The sequence below is a fragment of the Shinella sp. GW835-FHT14H05 genome (genome assembly GCF_058793575.1).
Genome location: NZ_JBXAFY010000002.1, coordinates 671,724 through 688,034, shown reverse-complemented (window position 1 = coordinate 688,034; position 16,311 = coordinate 671,724). Strand labels below are relative to the sequence as shown.

The 16,311-nt window shown below is 62.9% G+C and carries 15 protein-coding genes; 6 read left to right on the top strand and 9 right to left on the bottom strand.

Annotation, left to right across the window (positions count from 1 at the left end; genetic code table 11):
- Positions 1-70: 70 nt before the first annotated feature.
- From AC1Q6Z_RS10590 to AC1Q6Z_RS10560, 7 genes are all read right to left on the bottom strand, one after another.
- Positions 71-1,567, bottom strand: a complete 1,497-nt coding sequence (locus tag AC1Q6Z_RS10590) for an amidohydrolase family protein (protein WP_492647736.1) — start codon at positions 1,565-1,567, stop codon at positions 71-73.
- Positions 1,568-1,588: 21 nt separating this feature from the next.
- Positions 1,589-2,560 carry an ABC transporter ATP-binding protein gene (locus tag AC1Q6Z_RS10585; RefSeq protein WP_256115133.1) on the bottom strand — a complete coding sequence of 324 codons (972 nt, stop codon included), beginning with the start codon at positions 2,558-2,560 and terminating at the stop codon, positions 1,589-1,591.
- Positions 2,553-3,557, bottom strand: coding sequence for an ABC transporter ATP-binding protein (locus AC1Q6Z_RS10580; RefSeq protein ID WP_492647735.1), 1,005 nt, complete (start codon positions 3,555-3,557; stop codon positions 2,553-2,555). Before AC1Q6Z_RS10580 ends, AC1Q6Z_RS10585 begins: the two co-directional genes overlap by 8 nt.
- A gap of 35 nt (positions 3,558-3,592) precedes the next feature.
- Positions 3,593-4,783, bottom strand: coding sequence for an amidohydrolase family protein (locus AC1Q6Z_RS10575; RefSeq protein WP_492647734.1), 1,191 nt, complete (start codon positions 4,781-4,783; stop codon positions 3,593-3,595).
- Positions 4,784-4,790: 7 nt separating this feature from the next.
- The gene (locus tag AC1Q6Z_RS10570; protein WP_435264474.1) at positions 4,791-5,738 is read right to left on the bottom strand and encodes an ABC transporter permease; all 948 of its coding nucleotides are present in this window, start codon (positions 5,736-5,738) and stop codon (positions 4,791-4,793) included.
- Positions 5,728-6,717, bottom strand: coding sequence for an ABC transporter permease (locus AC1Q6Z_RS10565; protein WP_492647733.1), 990 nt, complete (start codon positions 6,715-6,717; stop codon positions 5,728-5,730). The genes AC1Q6Z_RS10570 and AC1Q6Z_RS10565 overlap by 11 nt, the downstream gene beginning before the upstream one ends.
- Positions 6,718-6,791: 74 nt before the next feature.
- Positions 6,792-8,369: an ABC transporter substrate-binding protein gene (locus AC1Q6Z_RS10560; RefSeq protein ID WP_492647732.1), complete on the bottom strand. Its 1,578-nt coding sequence runs from the start codon at positions 8,367-8,369 to the stop codon at positions 6,792-6,794.
- A 342-nt stretch (positions 8,370-8,711) separates the two neighbouring features.
- Between AC1Q6Z_RS10560 and AC1Q6Z_RS10555 the strand changes: the two genes are divergently transcribed.
- Positions 8,712-9,899 (top strand): ROK family transcriptional regulator, encoded by a 1,188-nt coding sequence (locus AC1Q6Z_RS10555; protein ID WP_492647731.1) that lies wholly within the window; start codon positions 8,712-8,714, stop codon positions 9,897-9,899.
- 82 nt (positions 9,900-9,981) lie between these two features.
- Positions 9,982-10,815: a PIG-L deacetylase family protein gene (locus AC1Q6Z_RS10550; protein WP_492647730.1), complete on the top strand. Its 834-nt coding sequence runs from the start codon at positions 9,982-9,984 to the stop codon at positions 10,813-10,815.
- A 9-nt stretch (positions 10,816-10,824) separates the two neighbouring features.
- Here AC1Q6Z_RS10550 and AC1Q6Z_RS10545 read toward each other — a convergent pair whose 3' ends face one another.
- Positions 10,825-11,442 (bottom strand): TetR/AcrR family transcriptional regulator, encoded by a 618-nt coding sequence (locus AC1Q6Z_RS10545; protein WP_492647729.1) that lies wholly within the window; start codon positions 11,440-11,442, stop codon positions 10,825-10,827.
- Positions 11,443-11,559: 117 nt separating this feature from the next.
- Here AC1Q6Z_RS10545 and AC1Q6Z_RS10540 point away from each other — a divergent pair, with 117 nt between their 5' ends.
- Positions 11,560-12,312 carry an SDR family oxidoreductase gene (locus AC1Q6Z_RS10540; protein ID WP_492647728.1) on the top strand — a complete coding sequence of 251 codons (753 nt, stop codon included), beginning with the start codon at positions 11,560-11,562 and terminating at the stop codon, positions 12,310-12,312.
- Positions 12,313-12,404: 92 nt separating this feature from the next.
- Here AC1Q6Z_RS10540 and AC1Q6Z_RS10535 read toward each other — a convergent pair whose 3' ends face one another.
- Complete coding sequence (locus tag AC1Q6Z_RS10535) at positions 12,405-13,241, bottom strand: IclR family transcriptional regulator (protein WP_492647727.1); 837 nt, start codon at positions 13,239-13,241, stop codon at positions 12,405-12,407.
- Positions 13,242-13,317: 76 nt separating this feature from the next.
- Here AC1Q6Z_RS10535 and AC1Q6Z_RS10530 point away from each other — a divergent pair, with 76 nt between their 5' ends.
- From AC1Q6Z_RS10530 to AC1Q6Z_RS10520, 3 genes are all read left to right on the top strand, one after another.
- Positions 13,318-14,247 carry an alpha/beta fold hydrolase gene (locus AC1Q6Z_RS10530; protein ID WP_492647726.1) on the top strand — a complete coding sequence of 310 codons (930 nt, stop codon included), beginning with the start codon at positions 13,318-13,320 and terminating at the stop codon, positions 14,245-14,247.
- Entirely contained in the window at positions 14,225-15,070 is an 846-nt protein-coding gene (locus tag AC1Q6Z_RS10525; protein WP_492647725.1) for a MaoC/PaaZ C-terminal domain-containing protein, read from the top strand. The genes AC1Q6Z_RS10530 and AC1Q6Z_RS10525 overlap by 23 nt, the downstream gene beginning before the upstream one ends.
- A gap of 66 nt (positions 15,071-15,136) precedes the next feature.
- On the top strand, positions 15,137-16,309 hold the full coding sequence (locus AC1Q6Z_RS10520) for an acyl-CoA dehydrogenase family protein (RefSeq protein WP_492647724.1): 1,173 nt from the start codon (positions 15,137-15,139) through the stop codon (positions 16,307-16,309).
- Positions 16,310-16,311: the final 2 nt, after the last annotated feature.

Sequence of the window (16,311 nt, the reverse complement as noted above, 5' to 3'; positions counted from 1 at the left end):
GGGTCGGTGTCGTCAACACATATCATGGCGAATTTTTGTATAATTGGCGGAATCATACATTTTTTACAAATCACCCGTGAACGGCTGGGTGCGATTCAACAAGAGGATAGGCCGAGGAGAGAATCTCCGACATGGGCGGGTGATGCACGGTGCGGTCGGGATATTTGGCGGTCATGGCATCGAACTGTCGTTGCGCCTGGCGTCCATAGGCGTCGAAATCCACGCCGGGGATGATCCGCTCCTCCATGACCGGTCTTCCATCGATGAAGACGCTTCTGACGTCGCGGCCGCTGCCGGTGAGCATCAGCGTCTGGATCGGGTCGATCACCGGGCCGACATCGGGGGTCGCCAGATCGAACACGACGATATCCGCCCGGGCGCCGGGTTGCAGCCGTCCAAGGTCGGGCCGGCCGAGCGCGTCGGCGCCGCCCACCGTCGCGGCGTCGAAATAGTCTTCCGACCGCACTGTCGTCACGCTGCGGTCGAGCACGCGGTTGACCAGCATGCCGACCTGCATGTTCAAAACCATGTCCGGCGGTGCGGTATCGGTGCCGAGCGCCAGCCTCATGCCCTTTTCGCAGAAGCTGGAGAAAGTCGCGAGGGCGTCTCCGTGGCGCGCCGCCACCAGCGGGCAATGCACGATGACCGATCCGCGCTCCCGAATGATATCGAGATCGTTGCCGGCCTCGTCCATGTTGCGCGACGGGCTGACATAGGTGCCGTGCGGCAAAAGCGTGCGGCGGTTCAGGAAGCCGAGACTGTCCAGCCATTCGACGGAGGTCTTGCCGTGCAGGTGCCGAACCGTATCCCGCTCGAAGCGGCCCTGGTTGCAATGAAGCCGGACCGGCACCGCAAGGTCCGAACCCGCGAGAGCCGTTTGCGAGAGCAGCGTTTCAGTGCAGGTTTCGATGCGGTCCGGGGCAAGCATGGTTCGAATGCGACCGAAGGACTTGCCCTCGAAATCCTTGCAGAAGCGCACCGCATCCGCGAGCCCGCGAAGCCCCCGCTCCTCGTCGAAGAACAGGGACACGGCGCCATTGTCGGAAACGACCGGGTTGCCGGTTCGATAGGCCGGTCCGAGATAGACCCGCATGCCAAGGTCTTCGGCAGCTGCGGCCGCGGCGGCGAACTCTGCATAGGTCTCGCCCCACTCCCGGTAATAAAGAGAGGCGATCGGCAATGCGGTGGTGATGCCGTTGCGGATCAGGCGAGCAAAGGCATAGCGCTTCTGGAATGCCAACTCGTCAGGTGAGTACATTTCATAGGGGCCGCGGTCCATATAGCTTTGCGGCCATGTCCGACCCTTTTTCCATTCCGGGTGGTTGTCGTAGGAAAAAACCGTGGTGTCCAGATCCGACAGGGCATCGAGATCGATCATGCCCGGCGCGATCAGCGCCTCGCCATAGTCGATGCGGCGCGCCACCACACCGGGAAAACCATGGCCCACGAAGATCACCTGGCCGCGCTCGAAGACAATCTCGCCGCGATGCACGAGCGTGTGGCGACCCTCGGCGTGCCCGACGATCCAGCGTGCCGAAAGCATGGTGCGACCGGTCTGCTCATTCATGTTCATGTTCCTTCAATGAGATCAGGGGGTTGCCGGCTGGAGCGGAAAGTGGCAGGCCACCCGGCGACCGTTCTGCTCCTCCAGAGCGGGTGCGACCCGCTTGCAGATGTCCTGGGCCTGCGGGCAGCGCGGGTGGAAGCGGCACCCAGAGGGAGGGTCGAGGGGGCTCGGAACTTCGCCGGCGAGCTGTTTGCGTTGCCGGTTCGGAGCCTCCAGATCGGGGATCGTGTCGATCAGCAGCCGTGTATAGGGATGCCGCGGATTGCGGAACAACTGCTCGGTCGGCGCTTGTTCCACAATGCCGCCGAGATACATCACGGCGATATGGTCGGAGGCATGCCGCACTACAGCAAGATTGTGGCTGATGAACATATAGGTGAGGTGAAACTGGCCCTGGATTTCCTTCATCAGGTTCAGGATCTGCGCCTGGACGGAGACATCGAGCGCTGATGTGGGCTCGTCGCAGACCAGGAACTCCGGCTCGGTCGCAAGCGCTCTTGCGATGGAAATGCGCTGCCGTTGGCCACCGGAAAACGCGTGCGGATATTTTTCCCCATCGCCGCGCATCAAACCCACAAGACCGAGCAGTTCGTCGACGCGTTTTCCGATCGCCGCACCCTTCCGGATTCCGAGCTCGCGGATGGGCTCGGCGATGATGTCCTTGACCCGCCAGCGCGGGTTGAGGCTCGCATAGGGGTCCTGGAAGATCATCTGGACGCGCATACGGCCGCCCGATCCTGCGCCGCCGGAATAGGTCAGGCTGCCATTGGTCGGCGTGTAGAGCCCGACTGCAAGGCGCGCGATGGTGGACTTGCCGCAGCCGCTTTCGCCAACGATTGCGAATGTGCTGCCGCGCGGAACAGCAAAGCTGACCCCGTCGACCGCCTTCAGGGTGCGCTTGGGCTTTCGCCCCAGCATGCGGACCAGCCACGGCTCCGAGGCATCGAACCAGAGGGCCAGGTCCGAGGCTTTAAGGGCGATGTCGTCATGCATAGGAATGTCCTTCTCCTGCGCGCCAGCAGGCCGCCTGACTGTTGCCGGTGGGCAAGAGTTCCGGGCGCTCGGCGCATTTGTCGATGCGTTTCGGGCAGCGGGGCGCGAAGGGACAGCCGGACGGGACCGAACCCGGCCGGGGCATGGCGCCATCGATCTGCACCAGCCGCTCGCGTCGGCGGTTGAGGCTGGGGATCGAGCCGATCAATCCGGCAGTGTAGACGTGTTTGGGTGCCCTCAGCACCTCTTCGACCGGGCCGATTTCCACCAAGCGCCCGGCATACATCACCGCCACCCGGTCCGCCGCCTCCGCGATGACGCCCATGTCGTGCGTGACCAGCAGGATCGCCGTCTGGTGCTCGCGGCACATGGTCTTGAGCAAGGATATGATCTGGGCCTGGATCGACACGTCCAGCGCGGTCGTCGGCTCGTCCGCGATGATCAGTTTTGGATCGGCGCAAAGTGCCAGGGCGATCACAACGCGCTGGCGCATGCCGCCCGAGAACTGGTGCGGATAGTGGTCGATGCGCAGTTCCGGGGCCGGGATGCCCACCGCACGCAGCAGGTCGAGCGCGCGTTGCCGCGCCTGACGGCGGTTCACCGGCAGATGCGTGAGAATCGTTTCCGTGATCTGGTCGCCGATGCGCATGAGCGGATCGAGAGAGGTCAGCGGATCCTGGAAGATAGCCGCGATCGACCTGCCACGAAGCTTGCGCATGTCACGCGGCGCGAGCGTGTCGATGCGCCGGCCATCGAGCGAGATCTGGCCCTCGGCGATCCGTCCCGGCGGGTCAATCAGGCCGATGATCGCATTGCCCGACAGGGATTTGCCGGCGCCCGATTCTCCAACCAAACCGAGTATTTCGCCCGGCGCCATATCGAAACTGACCCGGTCCAGCGCGCGCACGCTGCCGCGCCGCGTGACGAAGTCGATGCTGAGATCGCGCACGCTGAGAAGAGGGGAGGGATCGGGTCGGTCCGTCGGTGTGTTCGTCATGGGATTGCCGGCTGGCCTTTCGAGATCCACAAGCATCAAGGCGCCTCCACCAGGGCCTTGCCGTCGCGCGCCACCACGCGACCGCGTTTCAGCACCAGCTTGCGGGGCGGAAGCGTCACGACGGCCTCCGTGACATTGCGGCCAGCGACGACCACGAGATCCGCGAAGGCGCCCACGGTGAGGCCGTAATCGGCCAGTCCCATGACCTTTGCGCCGCCGTAGGTGCACACGTCGACGGCGCGCTCGATCTCGATGTCCTGGCTCAGATTGTTGCGCTGGCTGAGGATTTGCGCGCGTTCCAGCATGTCGGCATTGCCGAAGGGCGCCCAGAGGTCGCGCATGCCGTCCGTGCCCGAACAGACCGTGATGCCGGCATCCAGCGCCCTGATGAGCGGCGGCACGGGAACCATGGAGGGGCCGGTCGACATCAGCGCGACGCCGGCGGCTGCGATCTCGTCGAGCAGGCGGGAAATGCCGAGATAGTCGTTTGCGCCGAGCGAGAAAGCATGGCTGACGGTGACCTTGCCGGAAAGACCGTGCGCCCGCGTGCGCTCAAGGATCATCCGGAACGAAAACATGCCGAGTTCGCCCGGTTCGTGCAGGTGGATGTCGATGGGCTTTGCATGTTTGACCGCGAGGTCGAACACCAGGTCTAGATGTCCCTTGGGGTCGTGGTCGATCGAGCATGGATCGAGCCCGCCCACCACGTCCGCCCCCTGCCGGAGGGCTTCGTCCATCAATTCCGCCGTGCCCTTGCGGCTCACGAGACCGGATTGCGGGAAGGCGACGATGTCGATGTCGATGACATCGCTGTATCGGCTGCGCGTTGCGCTCACGCCTTCGAAGTCTGCCAGCCCGTTCTCCGTGTCGATATCGACATGGCTGCGGATTGCCGTCGAGCCCTTGGCGATGGACATGACCACCTGGCGCGCGGACTGCCGTGCGGCATCGAGCCCGACGACCCGCTTCATCTGCCGCTCGTTGTCGATCTTGTCTCGGATTTCCGGGCCGAGTTTGTTTTCCACCCAGTCCATGCCGAGAAGCGTCTTGTCGAGATGGGTATGCGCCTCGACGAGGCCGGGCAGCAGGAGCGCATGGTCGCAGTCCTCGACGGCGGCGCCGGTGCGGTCCAAGCCCGGCGCGATGGCTGCAATGCGGCCGTTGCTGATGCCGACGTCGGTGATCGCCTTGTCCACGCGGACGTTAGAAAGTACGAGGTCAAACATATCGAGCCTATTTCAATTTCGGGTTGAGGGCGTCGCGCAGCCAGTCGCCGAGCAGATTGACGGCGAGGATGATCAGCGTCAGTTGAAGGGCGGGGAACAGCACGATCCACCAGGTGCCCGAGAAGAAATATTGGTTTCCCAGCCGGATCAGCGTTCCAAGCGACGGCTGTGCGCTGGGCATGCCCACGCCGAGAAACGACAGCGTCGCTTCAGCGAGGATCGCCAGCCCGAGGTTGAGCGTGCCCGTGACCAGGGCCGGCGTCATGACATTCGGCAGGATGTGCTTGAGGATGATGCGCCGCCGCGGCACGTTGATGATGCGGGCGGCCATGACATATTCCTTGCGCGCCTCGACCATCGTCACCGCACGCACCATGCGCGCATAGACGACCCAACTGGTGAGGGAGAGGGCGAGCACGAGGATCAGCGGGGCGAAGGTGTCACGGTACTCGACCGGCAGCAGCCCGCGAAAGATCGCGCTGACAAGGATGGCGACAAGCAGTGTCGGGATCGACATGACGGCATCGGCAAGCCGCATCAGAAGATTGTCGAGCGCGCCGCCGATATAGCCGGCCAGAAGCCCGACGAGCACGCCGATCGTCATCGACACGGCGACACTGGCCACGCCGATGACAAGCGAGATGCGCGATCCGTAGACGATGGCCGAAAGAACGTCCCGGCCCTGCATGTCGGTGCCCAGCACATAGGGCATCGCCCCGCCTTCCGACCAGACGGGCGGGAGGTTCGCCTTGTCCAGGAAGAGCTGCATGATGTCGAACGGGTTCTGCGGCATCAGCACGCCGGCGAAGATCGACGTGAAGGCGATGACCAGGAGAACCGTCGCCGACACCACGGCCAAGGGGCTGTTGCGGAAGTTCCAGGCGAGATCGGAATCCCACAGCCGAGCGACATGGACGCGTAGGGTCTCGCGTTCGACCTTGGGTTCAACGGACATTGCTGCCTCCAATCGCCGTGGCGCCCATGCGCGGATCGACAACGACATAGATCAGGTCGGTGATGAGGTTGATCAGGATGAAGATGCAGCAGACGATCATGAGGTAGGCCGCCATGACCGGGATATCGACGTACTGGACGGATTGCACGAAGAGGAAACCCATTCCCGGCCACTGGAAGACGATCTCGGTAACGAGTGCGAAAGCGATGAGGTCGCCGATCAGCATGCCCGTGATGGTGACCACGGGCATCAGACAGTTGCGCAGGCCATGGCGGAAATAGATGGCGCGTGCCCGCAGTCCGCGTGCCCTTGCGAAGCGGATGAAATCCGTTCGAAGGACTTCAAGCATTTCCGACGTCACCAGCCGCATGATGAAGGAGATCTGGAACAGGGCGAGCGAGATTGCCGGCATGATCAGGGCATGGCGCCCGCTGCTCGTCAGCAGCCCCGTCGTCCAGAAGCCTAGATCGACCACCTCGCCGCGCCCGAAGGCGGGCAGGACCTGAAGCTCGATGGAGAAGGCCAGGATCAGCAGGATGCCGATCACGAAGGCGGGCACCGATACGCCGATCATCGATATGATATGCGCGACGCGAACCATGACGGAGCCGCCATTGATGGCCGCGAAAACCCCGAGCGGCAGCCCGATGAGCAGGGCGGCGATGGAGGACACCATCACAAGCTCGAAGGTCGCGGGGAAGCGCTCCGCAATCACCCCCATCACGGGCAGCTGGTTTCGGTAGCTCATGCCGAAATCACCCTGAACGGCGTTGGCGACGAATTTCACGAACTGCACCGGCACCGGATCGTTCAGGCCGAGGCGCTGCGTGAGCGCATCGCGCTCTTCCTGCGTCGCCTGCGGGTTCAGCATCAACTGCACCGGATCGCCGAGGAACTTGAAGATCGTGAAGGCGAGCAGGGCGACGAAAAGGAGGACGACGACGGCATTGGCCAGTCGCTTGAGGACGAGAAGCAACATCCGTGATTTCCCGATGTAATTGCATGATGTCCACGCCGCCGCGGGCAACGGCACGCGGCGGCGTCGTCAGGGCGCTATTCGGCCATGTGGGTCAGCCAATGACGCGCCTTGTTGTCGGACAGCGGAAGCACATCCTTGACGTTGGACCCTACCGCCCAGGCCATGGGCTGCTGGTGAACGGGAATGAACATCGAAAGGTCGTTGGCGCGTTGCAGCGCCTTGGACTGAAGCGCGAGCCGGGCGGTGCGGTCGATGGTGCGGCCGGCCTCGTCGATCAGCCCGTCGATCTCTGTGTCCTTCCATGCACCCCAGTTGAAGACGCCGGCATTGCCCGTCTTGGAATGGACGACCTGGACCAGGATGGAGTAGCTGTCGAGCATCGGCTCATTGGCCCAGCCAAGCGTGCCGACATCGAATTGCAGCGTGTCGAACTTGGCATCCTGGATGGTCGTCGGTCCGACATTGAGGTTGGGCCGAAGGCCGACGCGCGCCCACATGGCGGAGACCGCCTGGCAGATCTGCTCCTCGTTCACGAATTCCGTGTTCCTGCACAGGAAGGAGAACGAGAAGCCGTTCGGATAGCCGGCTTCCGCGAGCAGCGCCTTGGCCTTGTCGGGATCGTAGCTCAGGCGCTTGTCGAGCTCGGGCACGTAGCCGGGAATGGCCGGAGCGACCAGCGAGCCGGTGGTGCGCGACAGGCCGCTCATGACGACTTTCTGGATCGCGTCCGCATCGATCGCGTGATACAGCGCCTGGCGCACCTTGATATCCTGCAACGGGTTCTTGTCCGTGACATCGGATTCGAACGCCTTGGGAGACTGGTTCATGACCAGGAAGATCGTGCGCAGTTCGTTGTTCGAGAGCACCTTGACGTTCGACGATGCCTGCAAGCGGGGAATATCCTGCAGCGGCGCCTGGTTCGTGAAGTCGATCTCGCCCGAGATCAGGGCGGCCACGCGCGTCGCCGGCGAGGTGATCGGCGTCATGAAGATACGGTCGATATTGTGCTGCCGCTTATCCCACCAGTCCGGGTTGACGTCGAAGACGGTTTCGACGTCCGGCTTGCGGGAAATGAACTTGAACGGGCCGGTGCCATTTGCATGGCTGGTGGCATAGCCCTCCACGCCCTTGGCCACGTCGGTGGGCGCCTCCGCCTTGTTGGTCACCAGCCAGCCCTGGTCGAAAATGTGGATGTTGGTGAGGTCGTTCAGCAGAAGCGGATAGTTTTCGGTGACATGGATATCGACGGTATGGTCGTCAATCTTTTCAGAACTCACATAGGCCGGCAGGTTTCCGCGAAGAGGCGACGTCTGGTCGCTCACCCGCTTCAGCGAGGCAAGCACGTCGTCGGCGGTGAAGTCCGCGCCATCATGGAACTTCACGCCCTTGCGCAGATGAAACCGCCAGACCGTCGGGCTGACGACTTCCCATTTTTCGGCCAAAGCCGGCTCGATCTGCAACGTCGCGTCATAGCGCACGAGGCCTTCATAGACGTGGTTCAGAACGGAGAGCGTGAACGTATCCCCGTACGAATACGGATCCATGGATACGATGTCGCGCTGAGGCGCCCACCGCATCGTGGCGGCGATAGCGGGTGCCGCCATCGCTGTCGTGAGCGCAAGCGCCATCGCTGCTGATTTTATAGTCAACATTCCCACCTCCTGTTTGACAGTTAGTCTGTCTTGACGTTCCCGGTTTTTGTGTTTGCCCGCATTGCGGAGTGAATGGGCTGCCGTATGCGTTCAGCGCCAGTTCACAATTTAGTGTCATGAGGAATGTATGAAATGTCAACGCTACTTTGTATAATTTTTTTGTATGCAATTATTGCAAATAAAGCGCGAATGCACCCTCCGCTATACATCCGTAAGCGGAGCCATTTCTTGAAAATGGGTATCAGTCGGGCGTGTCGCCGAGGGCCTGGAAGGTGCCTTGACAACCTCGCAAGGGGAGTCGTATCAGACTGTTAGGAAAGTTACCAGACGGTTTGTGTGAAAATGGATGTTCTTGCCGGCAGCCCCCGCGTGTTGCGAACGCTCAACGAAAAAGCCGTGCTGGAAAGGCTGCTTTCGGCAGGCCCCCTGACCCGTACGGAACTCGAAGCCTTCACCGGCCTTTCAAAGCCGGCAATGTTCGAATTGCTGCGGCGGCTGGAGGCGGCCGGGCTGATCTACCGGGATGGTGAAAAAGCCGGCACGTCCGGCCCGAAGGCGGGCCTCTGGTCGATCGAGCCGACATCGAGCTTCGTCGTCGGCATCGATGTCACGCGCCACGGCATCAATGCCGCGCTGGCCGATTTGACCGGTAAAACCATTGCCACGGCCTACCGGGCCTGTGAGCCGGACGAACGCTACGATGCGCATGACCGGCTGTTCAACGTCGTCGAGGAGCTGACGCAGCAGGCCTCCGTTCAACCCGGGGCGATCGACCAGTTTGTCGTGGGTCTGCCGGGCATCGTCGACATCGAACATGGCAATCTCCGCAAGGGCCAGCAGCTGCCGAACTGGGAAGGCTTCCACATCGCCGATGCCATCAGCGAGTGGATCGGCCATGGCCATGTGCTGATCGAGAACGACGTCAACCTGGCTGCCCTGGAGGAAATGTCGTCCGGTGTGGCGCGGGGCATCCAGTCCTTCATCCTGTTCTGGATGGGAGACGGTGTCGGCGCGGGCGTGGTGATCGATGGCAAGCTCCTGCGCGGTACGACCGGCGCGGCGGGCGAGCTGGGCGGCATCGTCGTCGCGCGCCGGACCGACGGTTCGCAGCCCGATGGCCTCGCGCCGCTTGAGAACCTTCTCAGCCAGTCCGCGATCGAGGAACTGGCCACGAGCTATGGCTTGACGGGCGCGGATTGTGTGGACGCCATCCGCAAGGCTGCCAAAGCTCACGACCATTCCGGCTTTTTTGCCGAGCTGGCGCAGCGCGTAACGGCGGGCCTTGCCGGTGCGATCGGAATTCTCGATCCGCAGATGGTGGTGCTGGGCGGCGTCATGGGCAGGGCGGCCGGCGCGCCGCTGGTGGAGCATGTCATCGAAAACCTTCGTCCGCTGATCGTCTCGCTGCCAGTGATCGTTCCGTCCGCCGTCAAGGAGAGCGGCGCGCGCGACGGCGCTGTCGCGCTGGCGCTGCGCCATGCGCGCGAGCGTCTTTTTTCCGGGGGCAGCGCCGCACGCGGGCAGCCGTAAACATCCCCCTCATCAGTCAAGCGATCACCCGCGAGAACCGGGAACGGTTCATTGCGCCCATTCATTTTCCAGGAGTTTTAGAATGTTTTATCCCCTCAAGGTCATCGTCGTCGTCGCGCATCCCGATGAGGCGGAGCTTTACACCGGCGGCACGACGGCCCGGCTGGCGCGCGCCGGTGCGGCGGTAAAATATCTGTCGCTGACCAATGGCGACGCGGGACATCACCAGGTTTCACGCAAGCCCCTGCGCCGTCGAAGGGCGAACGAGGCCTATGCGGCGGCACGCCATCTGGGTGTGCTGGACTACGAAATCCTGAATATCCACGACGGCGAACTGATGCCCGACGCGGCCCTGCGCAAAGCCCTGATCGCATCGGTGCGGCGGTGGCAGGCCGATATCGTCATCACGTTCCATGACGATTGCCCCGGCCATACCGACAACCGCATGGCCGGGCGGGCGGTGCGCGAAGCCGCCGGGTTCTTTGCCAATGCCAATGTCGTGCCCGGCATGCCCGCGCTTGCAAGGCCACCCGTCTGCCTCAAGATCACCGACCACTGGGCCATCGAAGCCCACCGCCATGATGTCGTTATTGGGGTGGACCCGTTTATTGACCAGAAACTGAGGGCGTGCGACGAACATGCCAGCCAGTTCTACGAGTTCGCGCTCTACGAGCGGGGCATGCGCAACGACACGATCGCTCAATCGAGCTGGGAAGAGCGCCGCGCCTTCATCCTGAAAAACTGGGCGGAATTCATGTATGCCAGCCCGGACATGGTCACGGCGCTGACCGCGCTCGACAGCGACGCCGAAGCGCCGCGCTTCGCGGAGAGCTTTCAATTGGCCGATTACGGACGCGAGACGACGGCCGCGGACGTATATGATCTCCTGTGCACCGGCGGGCCCATCAAGGGATAGACGCTGCTCCTATTGATCGCCCGCGCCGCGACGCATGCCGTCCAGCATCAGCCGCATCATATTGTCGGTAAAGTCCGTGCCGACGTCCGGTGCGGGATTGGAGAGGCTTGCGACCGCGCGCAGCAACTCGTTCGGCCTGAGGCCGTCTCGGATCTCGCCTGCCTCGACCGCCCTGTCGAGAAGCCCCTGCAGGGCGGGGCGCAGCTTTTTCTCGAAATAGGCGGGAAGGGCTTCATAGGCAGGGTCGCCGGAATGCAGTGCTGCGCCGAGGCCCCGCTTGGCTGCGATGAACGCGACGTAACGGTTCATCCATTTGGCCAGCGCCTCGAAGGGCGCATTGTCCTGCGAAAGCGTTGCAGCCGCATCGGCGCAGGCATCGATCTCGCGTCGGAACACCTCCTTGATGAGGTCGGAGCGCTGCGGAAAGTGGCGGTAGAGCGTGCCGACGCCGACGCCGGCTTCCTTCGCGATCTCCCGGACCGGCGCATCGACACCTGACTTCGAGAAGACCGCCATCGCCGCAGCGAGAAGGTCGTCGATGTTGCGCCGCGCGTCGGCGCGCAGATGCTTGCGGTCGGCGCTGTCATCATCCCCGGATGTGTTCGTAATTTCGGAACCGTCGTCCATCACAGTTTCCCACTTGTTAAACGGAACGTTGTTCCATATATTCGGATCATGGTTCCGGTTACCTTTGTCTAAACCAACAGCGCGCGGTTGGCCATAGGAACAATCCAGGAGAACAAAATGCACGATAAGCCAGTCGCCCTCGTTACGGGCGCCAACAAGGGCATTGGACGCCAGATCGCAAGGGAGCTTGCCGCCAAGGGCCTGACGGTCCTCGTGGGGAGCCGCGACCTAGCGAAAGGGGAGGAGGCTGCCGCCGACATTGCCGGTGACGCCACCGCAATTCAACTCGATGTCACGAACGAAGCCTCCATCGCGGCCGCTGCCGAACGCATCCAAACGGAGTTCGGCCGCCTGGACGTGCTTGTGAACAATGCGGGCATAGCCAGCACGGCGGAGCCGGGAACCTCCTTCGAGGAGCGCCTGAAACAGAATGTCCCCAGCACGGCGTCCATGGACTATATCCGGGCAATCTACGAGACGAACGTCTTCGGCCTCATGGCCGTGACGAAGGCCATGCTGCCACTCCTCCGGCAGGCGCCCGCCGGGCGGATCGTCAATATGGGAAGCTCGTCCGGATCCCTCACGCTGAATGCAAACCCGACCTTCGAATACCGCCATGTCTTCGGCGCGGCATACAGCCCTTCCAAGGCCACGGTTCACGCCGTGACGCTGGCTTTCGCCATCGAGCTTGAGAACACCAACATCAAGGTCAACGCGGCATGCCCTGGCTTCACGGCAACCGATCTCAACGGTTTCCGCGGAACGCGCACGGTCGAGCAGGGCGCCCGGCAAGCCGTAAGGCTCGCCCTCCTCGGACCGGATGGCCCGACCGGCACGTTCTCGGACGAGGATGGCCCCGTGGCTTGGTGACGAGGGGGCGGGGCGAAAGCCCCGCTTGCCTTTTTACGGCTTCGACACGTTGGAGGCGCCGCGCCAAGCGGGGCGTCTGACGCCGAGCCGAACTAGACGTATCCCTGCTCGGAAATGAGATCCGCGATCTGCTTGATCTGCTGGCGCAGATGGTCCAGCAGCACGGTGGCCCGCTCTTCCGGAATGCGGGTGGCGATGGCGGTGATGCTCAGCCCGGCAAAGGGATGTCCTGTGTGCCCCGTGATGGCCAGGGCCACCGTCTTGATCTCGGGCGTGTTGAGCACATCCTGGTAGATAAAACCCTGTGCGCGGATCTTCTCGACGGTCGCCTGCACCGCCTCCGCGGACGTGTTGAAGGGCGTGTATCGATCGCGATTGTGTTCGATGATGGTCTCGGCCTCGCTTGCGCTGTGTGCGGCAAGAAGGGCTAGGCTGCCGGCGCCGATGCCGAGCGGCCGCTTGCGGCCGACATCGACCGTACAGGTCCGGATCGGGTAGCTGCCTTCCTGGCGCTCGACGCAAATGCCGTCGAACCCGCTGCGCACGGTCAGGTAGACCGTGTCGCCCAAGTCCTCCGCCAGCGTCTTCATGGACGGGAGGCAGACGTCGCGAATATTGAAATGCGGGAAAGCCGTCGTAAAGAGCTCAAACAGCAACGGGCCGAGATGGTAGCGGCGCGTCTCGGGGTTTCGCGAGAGGAATCCCACACTGTGCAAGGCGGTAACGATTCGATGCGCCGTCGGCTGCTCCAGCCGGGCGAGATCGGCCACCTCGCTGATCTTCATGCCAGCCGCATTATAAGCCGCGACGATGCGCAGAAGGGCTGCAATCCTGACGGTGCCCTGGGCACCCTGCGGCGCGGCGACTTCGAGATATTTCTCCCAGCCTTTTCCTGAAGGAATGGCCGTGACGTCCTGATCTTTCAACATTTGGGTTGATTATCCGTGTCTCGCGATGTTAGGTATCAAAAAACCCATATAATGGAATATATGACGAAGGGCTGCCATGGTCAAGGATCGGCGCGTAATCATGAACCCTTCCGATGCGGCCGGGATAGGCCTGGTCTTTGATCGTTTTGCTCCCGACAGTGACGTGCGTCTTATCGACGGCGAATCCGGGCGAGAGCATTCAGCATTGTTTATCCACTATGTGGGCACAGCCGGGTGGAAAGATCAATCCTCCGGCTGCGTGATGCTGCATGGCGGCAGCGGGGATTGGCGGCATTTCGGCGCAAACCTGGATCGGCTCGGGGAGCGCTTGGCCATCGTTGCTCCCGATCTGCCGGGGTTTGGTGCTTCCGATATCCCGACCGGCGAGGATCTGGCGGCAATTGCCGATCCGATCGCCGGCTTCGTCAAGGCCCTGCCGTGGCGCGACATCACATTGGTCGGTTTTTCCTTCGGGGCGCTGGTTGCTGTGGCAGCCGCGGCGAAATGCCGGCCGGCACGGTTGATGCTGATCAGCCCAGCCGGTTTTGGCGCGCATACGCCCGAAATGGCCGACGCACGCGAAGCCGCGGCGACGGCGGCCAAGGTGCGTGGCCTGCGGGCGGGACTGTCCGTGAACCTTGAGCGGATCATGCTGCATCGATCCCCGTTCCTTGAAGACGCGCCGGTGCTGGCCATGATGGAGGAGATGCTGCGCGCCAATCGGATAAACGTGCGCCGGTTTTCGCGCCGTGAGATGATCGTCGATTACCTGCGGCTGATTGATTGCCCTGCGCGCGTGATTTTCGGTGCGTTCGATCCCTATCACGCCTCCGTTCTCCCGCAGCGCTATGCGGCAATCGCCGATGCCTGCCCTGGCGCCGAAGTCACGACCGTTCCCAACGCGGCGCATTGGTTGATGCTGGAAAGCCCGGGCGCTTTCGAAGACGCATTGCTGCAATTCTGCCAGAAGGAAGTGAGGGACGATGATCGACTACGACCGTCTTAAGGCGCGGGTGTTTTCTCCGGTTTTCCAGGAGTACTCGCGTCGGGATACGATGCTATACGGGCTTGGCCTCAACCTTGGCGCCGACCCGCTCGACGCCCACGCGCTGCGTTATGTGGCGGTCGATCCGCCCGAGGCGGAGCCGATGATGGCGATGACGCTGGCGCGCCTGGGACCATGGATGCGCGAGCCGGATGTCGGCATCGATTATCGCCGCACCATGGTGGGCGAAATGGCGCTGCGATTGCATGCGCCCTTGCCGCCGGAAGGCCGTGTCAGGGGGGATCATCGCGTCATCCGGATCACCGACAAGGGTGAAGGCCGGGGTGCGCTGGTGACGGTGCTGCGGGAACTGCGCGATGCCGGGACCGGGCAATTGCTGGCGGAATTCGAGCAGTTGACCTTCTGCCGGGGCGAGGGTGGTTTCGCAAAGGACGGTCGGCACGATCCTCTCCCGGAGGTTTCCGATGCCAATCCGTGGCAGGCCGGCAGGCCGGCCGATTTCGAGATCGACCTGCCGACATCGCCGCAGCAGGCCCTGATCTACCGCCTGTCCGGCGACATGAACCCACTGCATTCCGATCCCGATGCCGCACGGCGCGCTGGCTTCGACCGTCCCGTCCTGCATGGGCTCGCCACGATGGGCATGGCGGGCCATGCCGTTGCGCGTGCGCTGGGTCGCCCGCTGACGGCAATTCGCGGCCGCCTGTCGGCCCCGGTTTTCCCCGGCGAGCGCCTTCGGCTGGAAGGTCTGAAAGTGGGTGCATTCCGCATAGTGAATGAAGAGGGCCGTGAAGTGCTCTCTAGCGGATTTTATTCCATATAGTGGATTGACATGTCGATTTTACGCCATTAGTCATCGTTCAGAAGCCACATAGTGGAGAATTGCTGGATGAACTTCTCTTTTACCGCCGAGCAGAACCTCTTTGCGGAATCGGTTCGGAACTTTGCGCTCAAGACCCTCAAGGACGGTGCTCTGGAGCGCGCCCATCTCGAAGAATTTCCCCGCGAGATGGCGCGGATGTTCTACGAGCAGGGGTTGATGGGCATCACGATGCCGGAGGCTGACGGCGGTCAGGGCGGCACCCTCATGGATGCGGTCATCGCGATCGAGCAGATTGCGCTGGTTTGCCCGCGCAGCGCCGACATCATCCAGGAGGGTAATTTCGGCGCCGTCCGGACCTTGGCGCAGTATGCCAGCGCCGACCAGAAGGAGCGGTTCCTGAAGCCCGTTCTGGAAGGGCGCGAGATCATTGCCGTCGGCATGACGGAGCCCGATGCCGGTTCGGCGACCACCGACCTCAAGACGACCGCGACCCCGGATGGCGAAGGCTTCCGCATCAAGGGTTCGAAGGTGTTCCCGAACCCCCACGCCGATACCTATCTGGTCTATGTGCGTTTCGGGCCGGGCGTCGGCGGCATCGGCTCGGTCATGATCCGCCGCGATACGCCCGGATTCTCTATGGGCAAGACGTCGCAATTCATGTCGGGTGCCGCCTGGGCGCCGCTGTTCTTCGATAATGTCTATGTTCCGCCGGAAGACGTGCTGCTTCCGGCAGGTGGCTTCAAGAAGCAGATCTCGGGCTTCAACGCCGAGCGCATCGGCAACGCCGCCCGCTCGCTGGCCTATGGCCGCTACTGTTTCAACGAGGCGCGGCGCTATGCGACGGAACGCACCCAGTTCGGCCGTCCGCTCTGCGAATTCCAGGGCCTGCAGTGGAAGTTCGCCGACATGAAGGTGGGGATCGAGGCGGCCCAGCTGCTGCTCTATCAAGCGGCAAGCAACGCCGACGACGGCCTGCCCTCTTCGGACGAGACGACCATGGCCAAGCTGATGTGCAACCAGGTTGGCTTCAATGCGACCAATGAGGCGATCCAGATCATGGGTGGTCTCGGCTATTCGCGCGAGGCCCTGATCGAATATTGCTTCCGCCGCTCGCGGGGATGGATGATCGCCGGCGGTTCGCTGGAGATGCTGCGCAACCGCATGGCGGAATCGATCTTCGAGCGCCGCTTCCCGCAGCGCCCGCCCCGCGGCGAACCCAAGGGGGGGACCGCGCAGTGAAC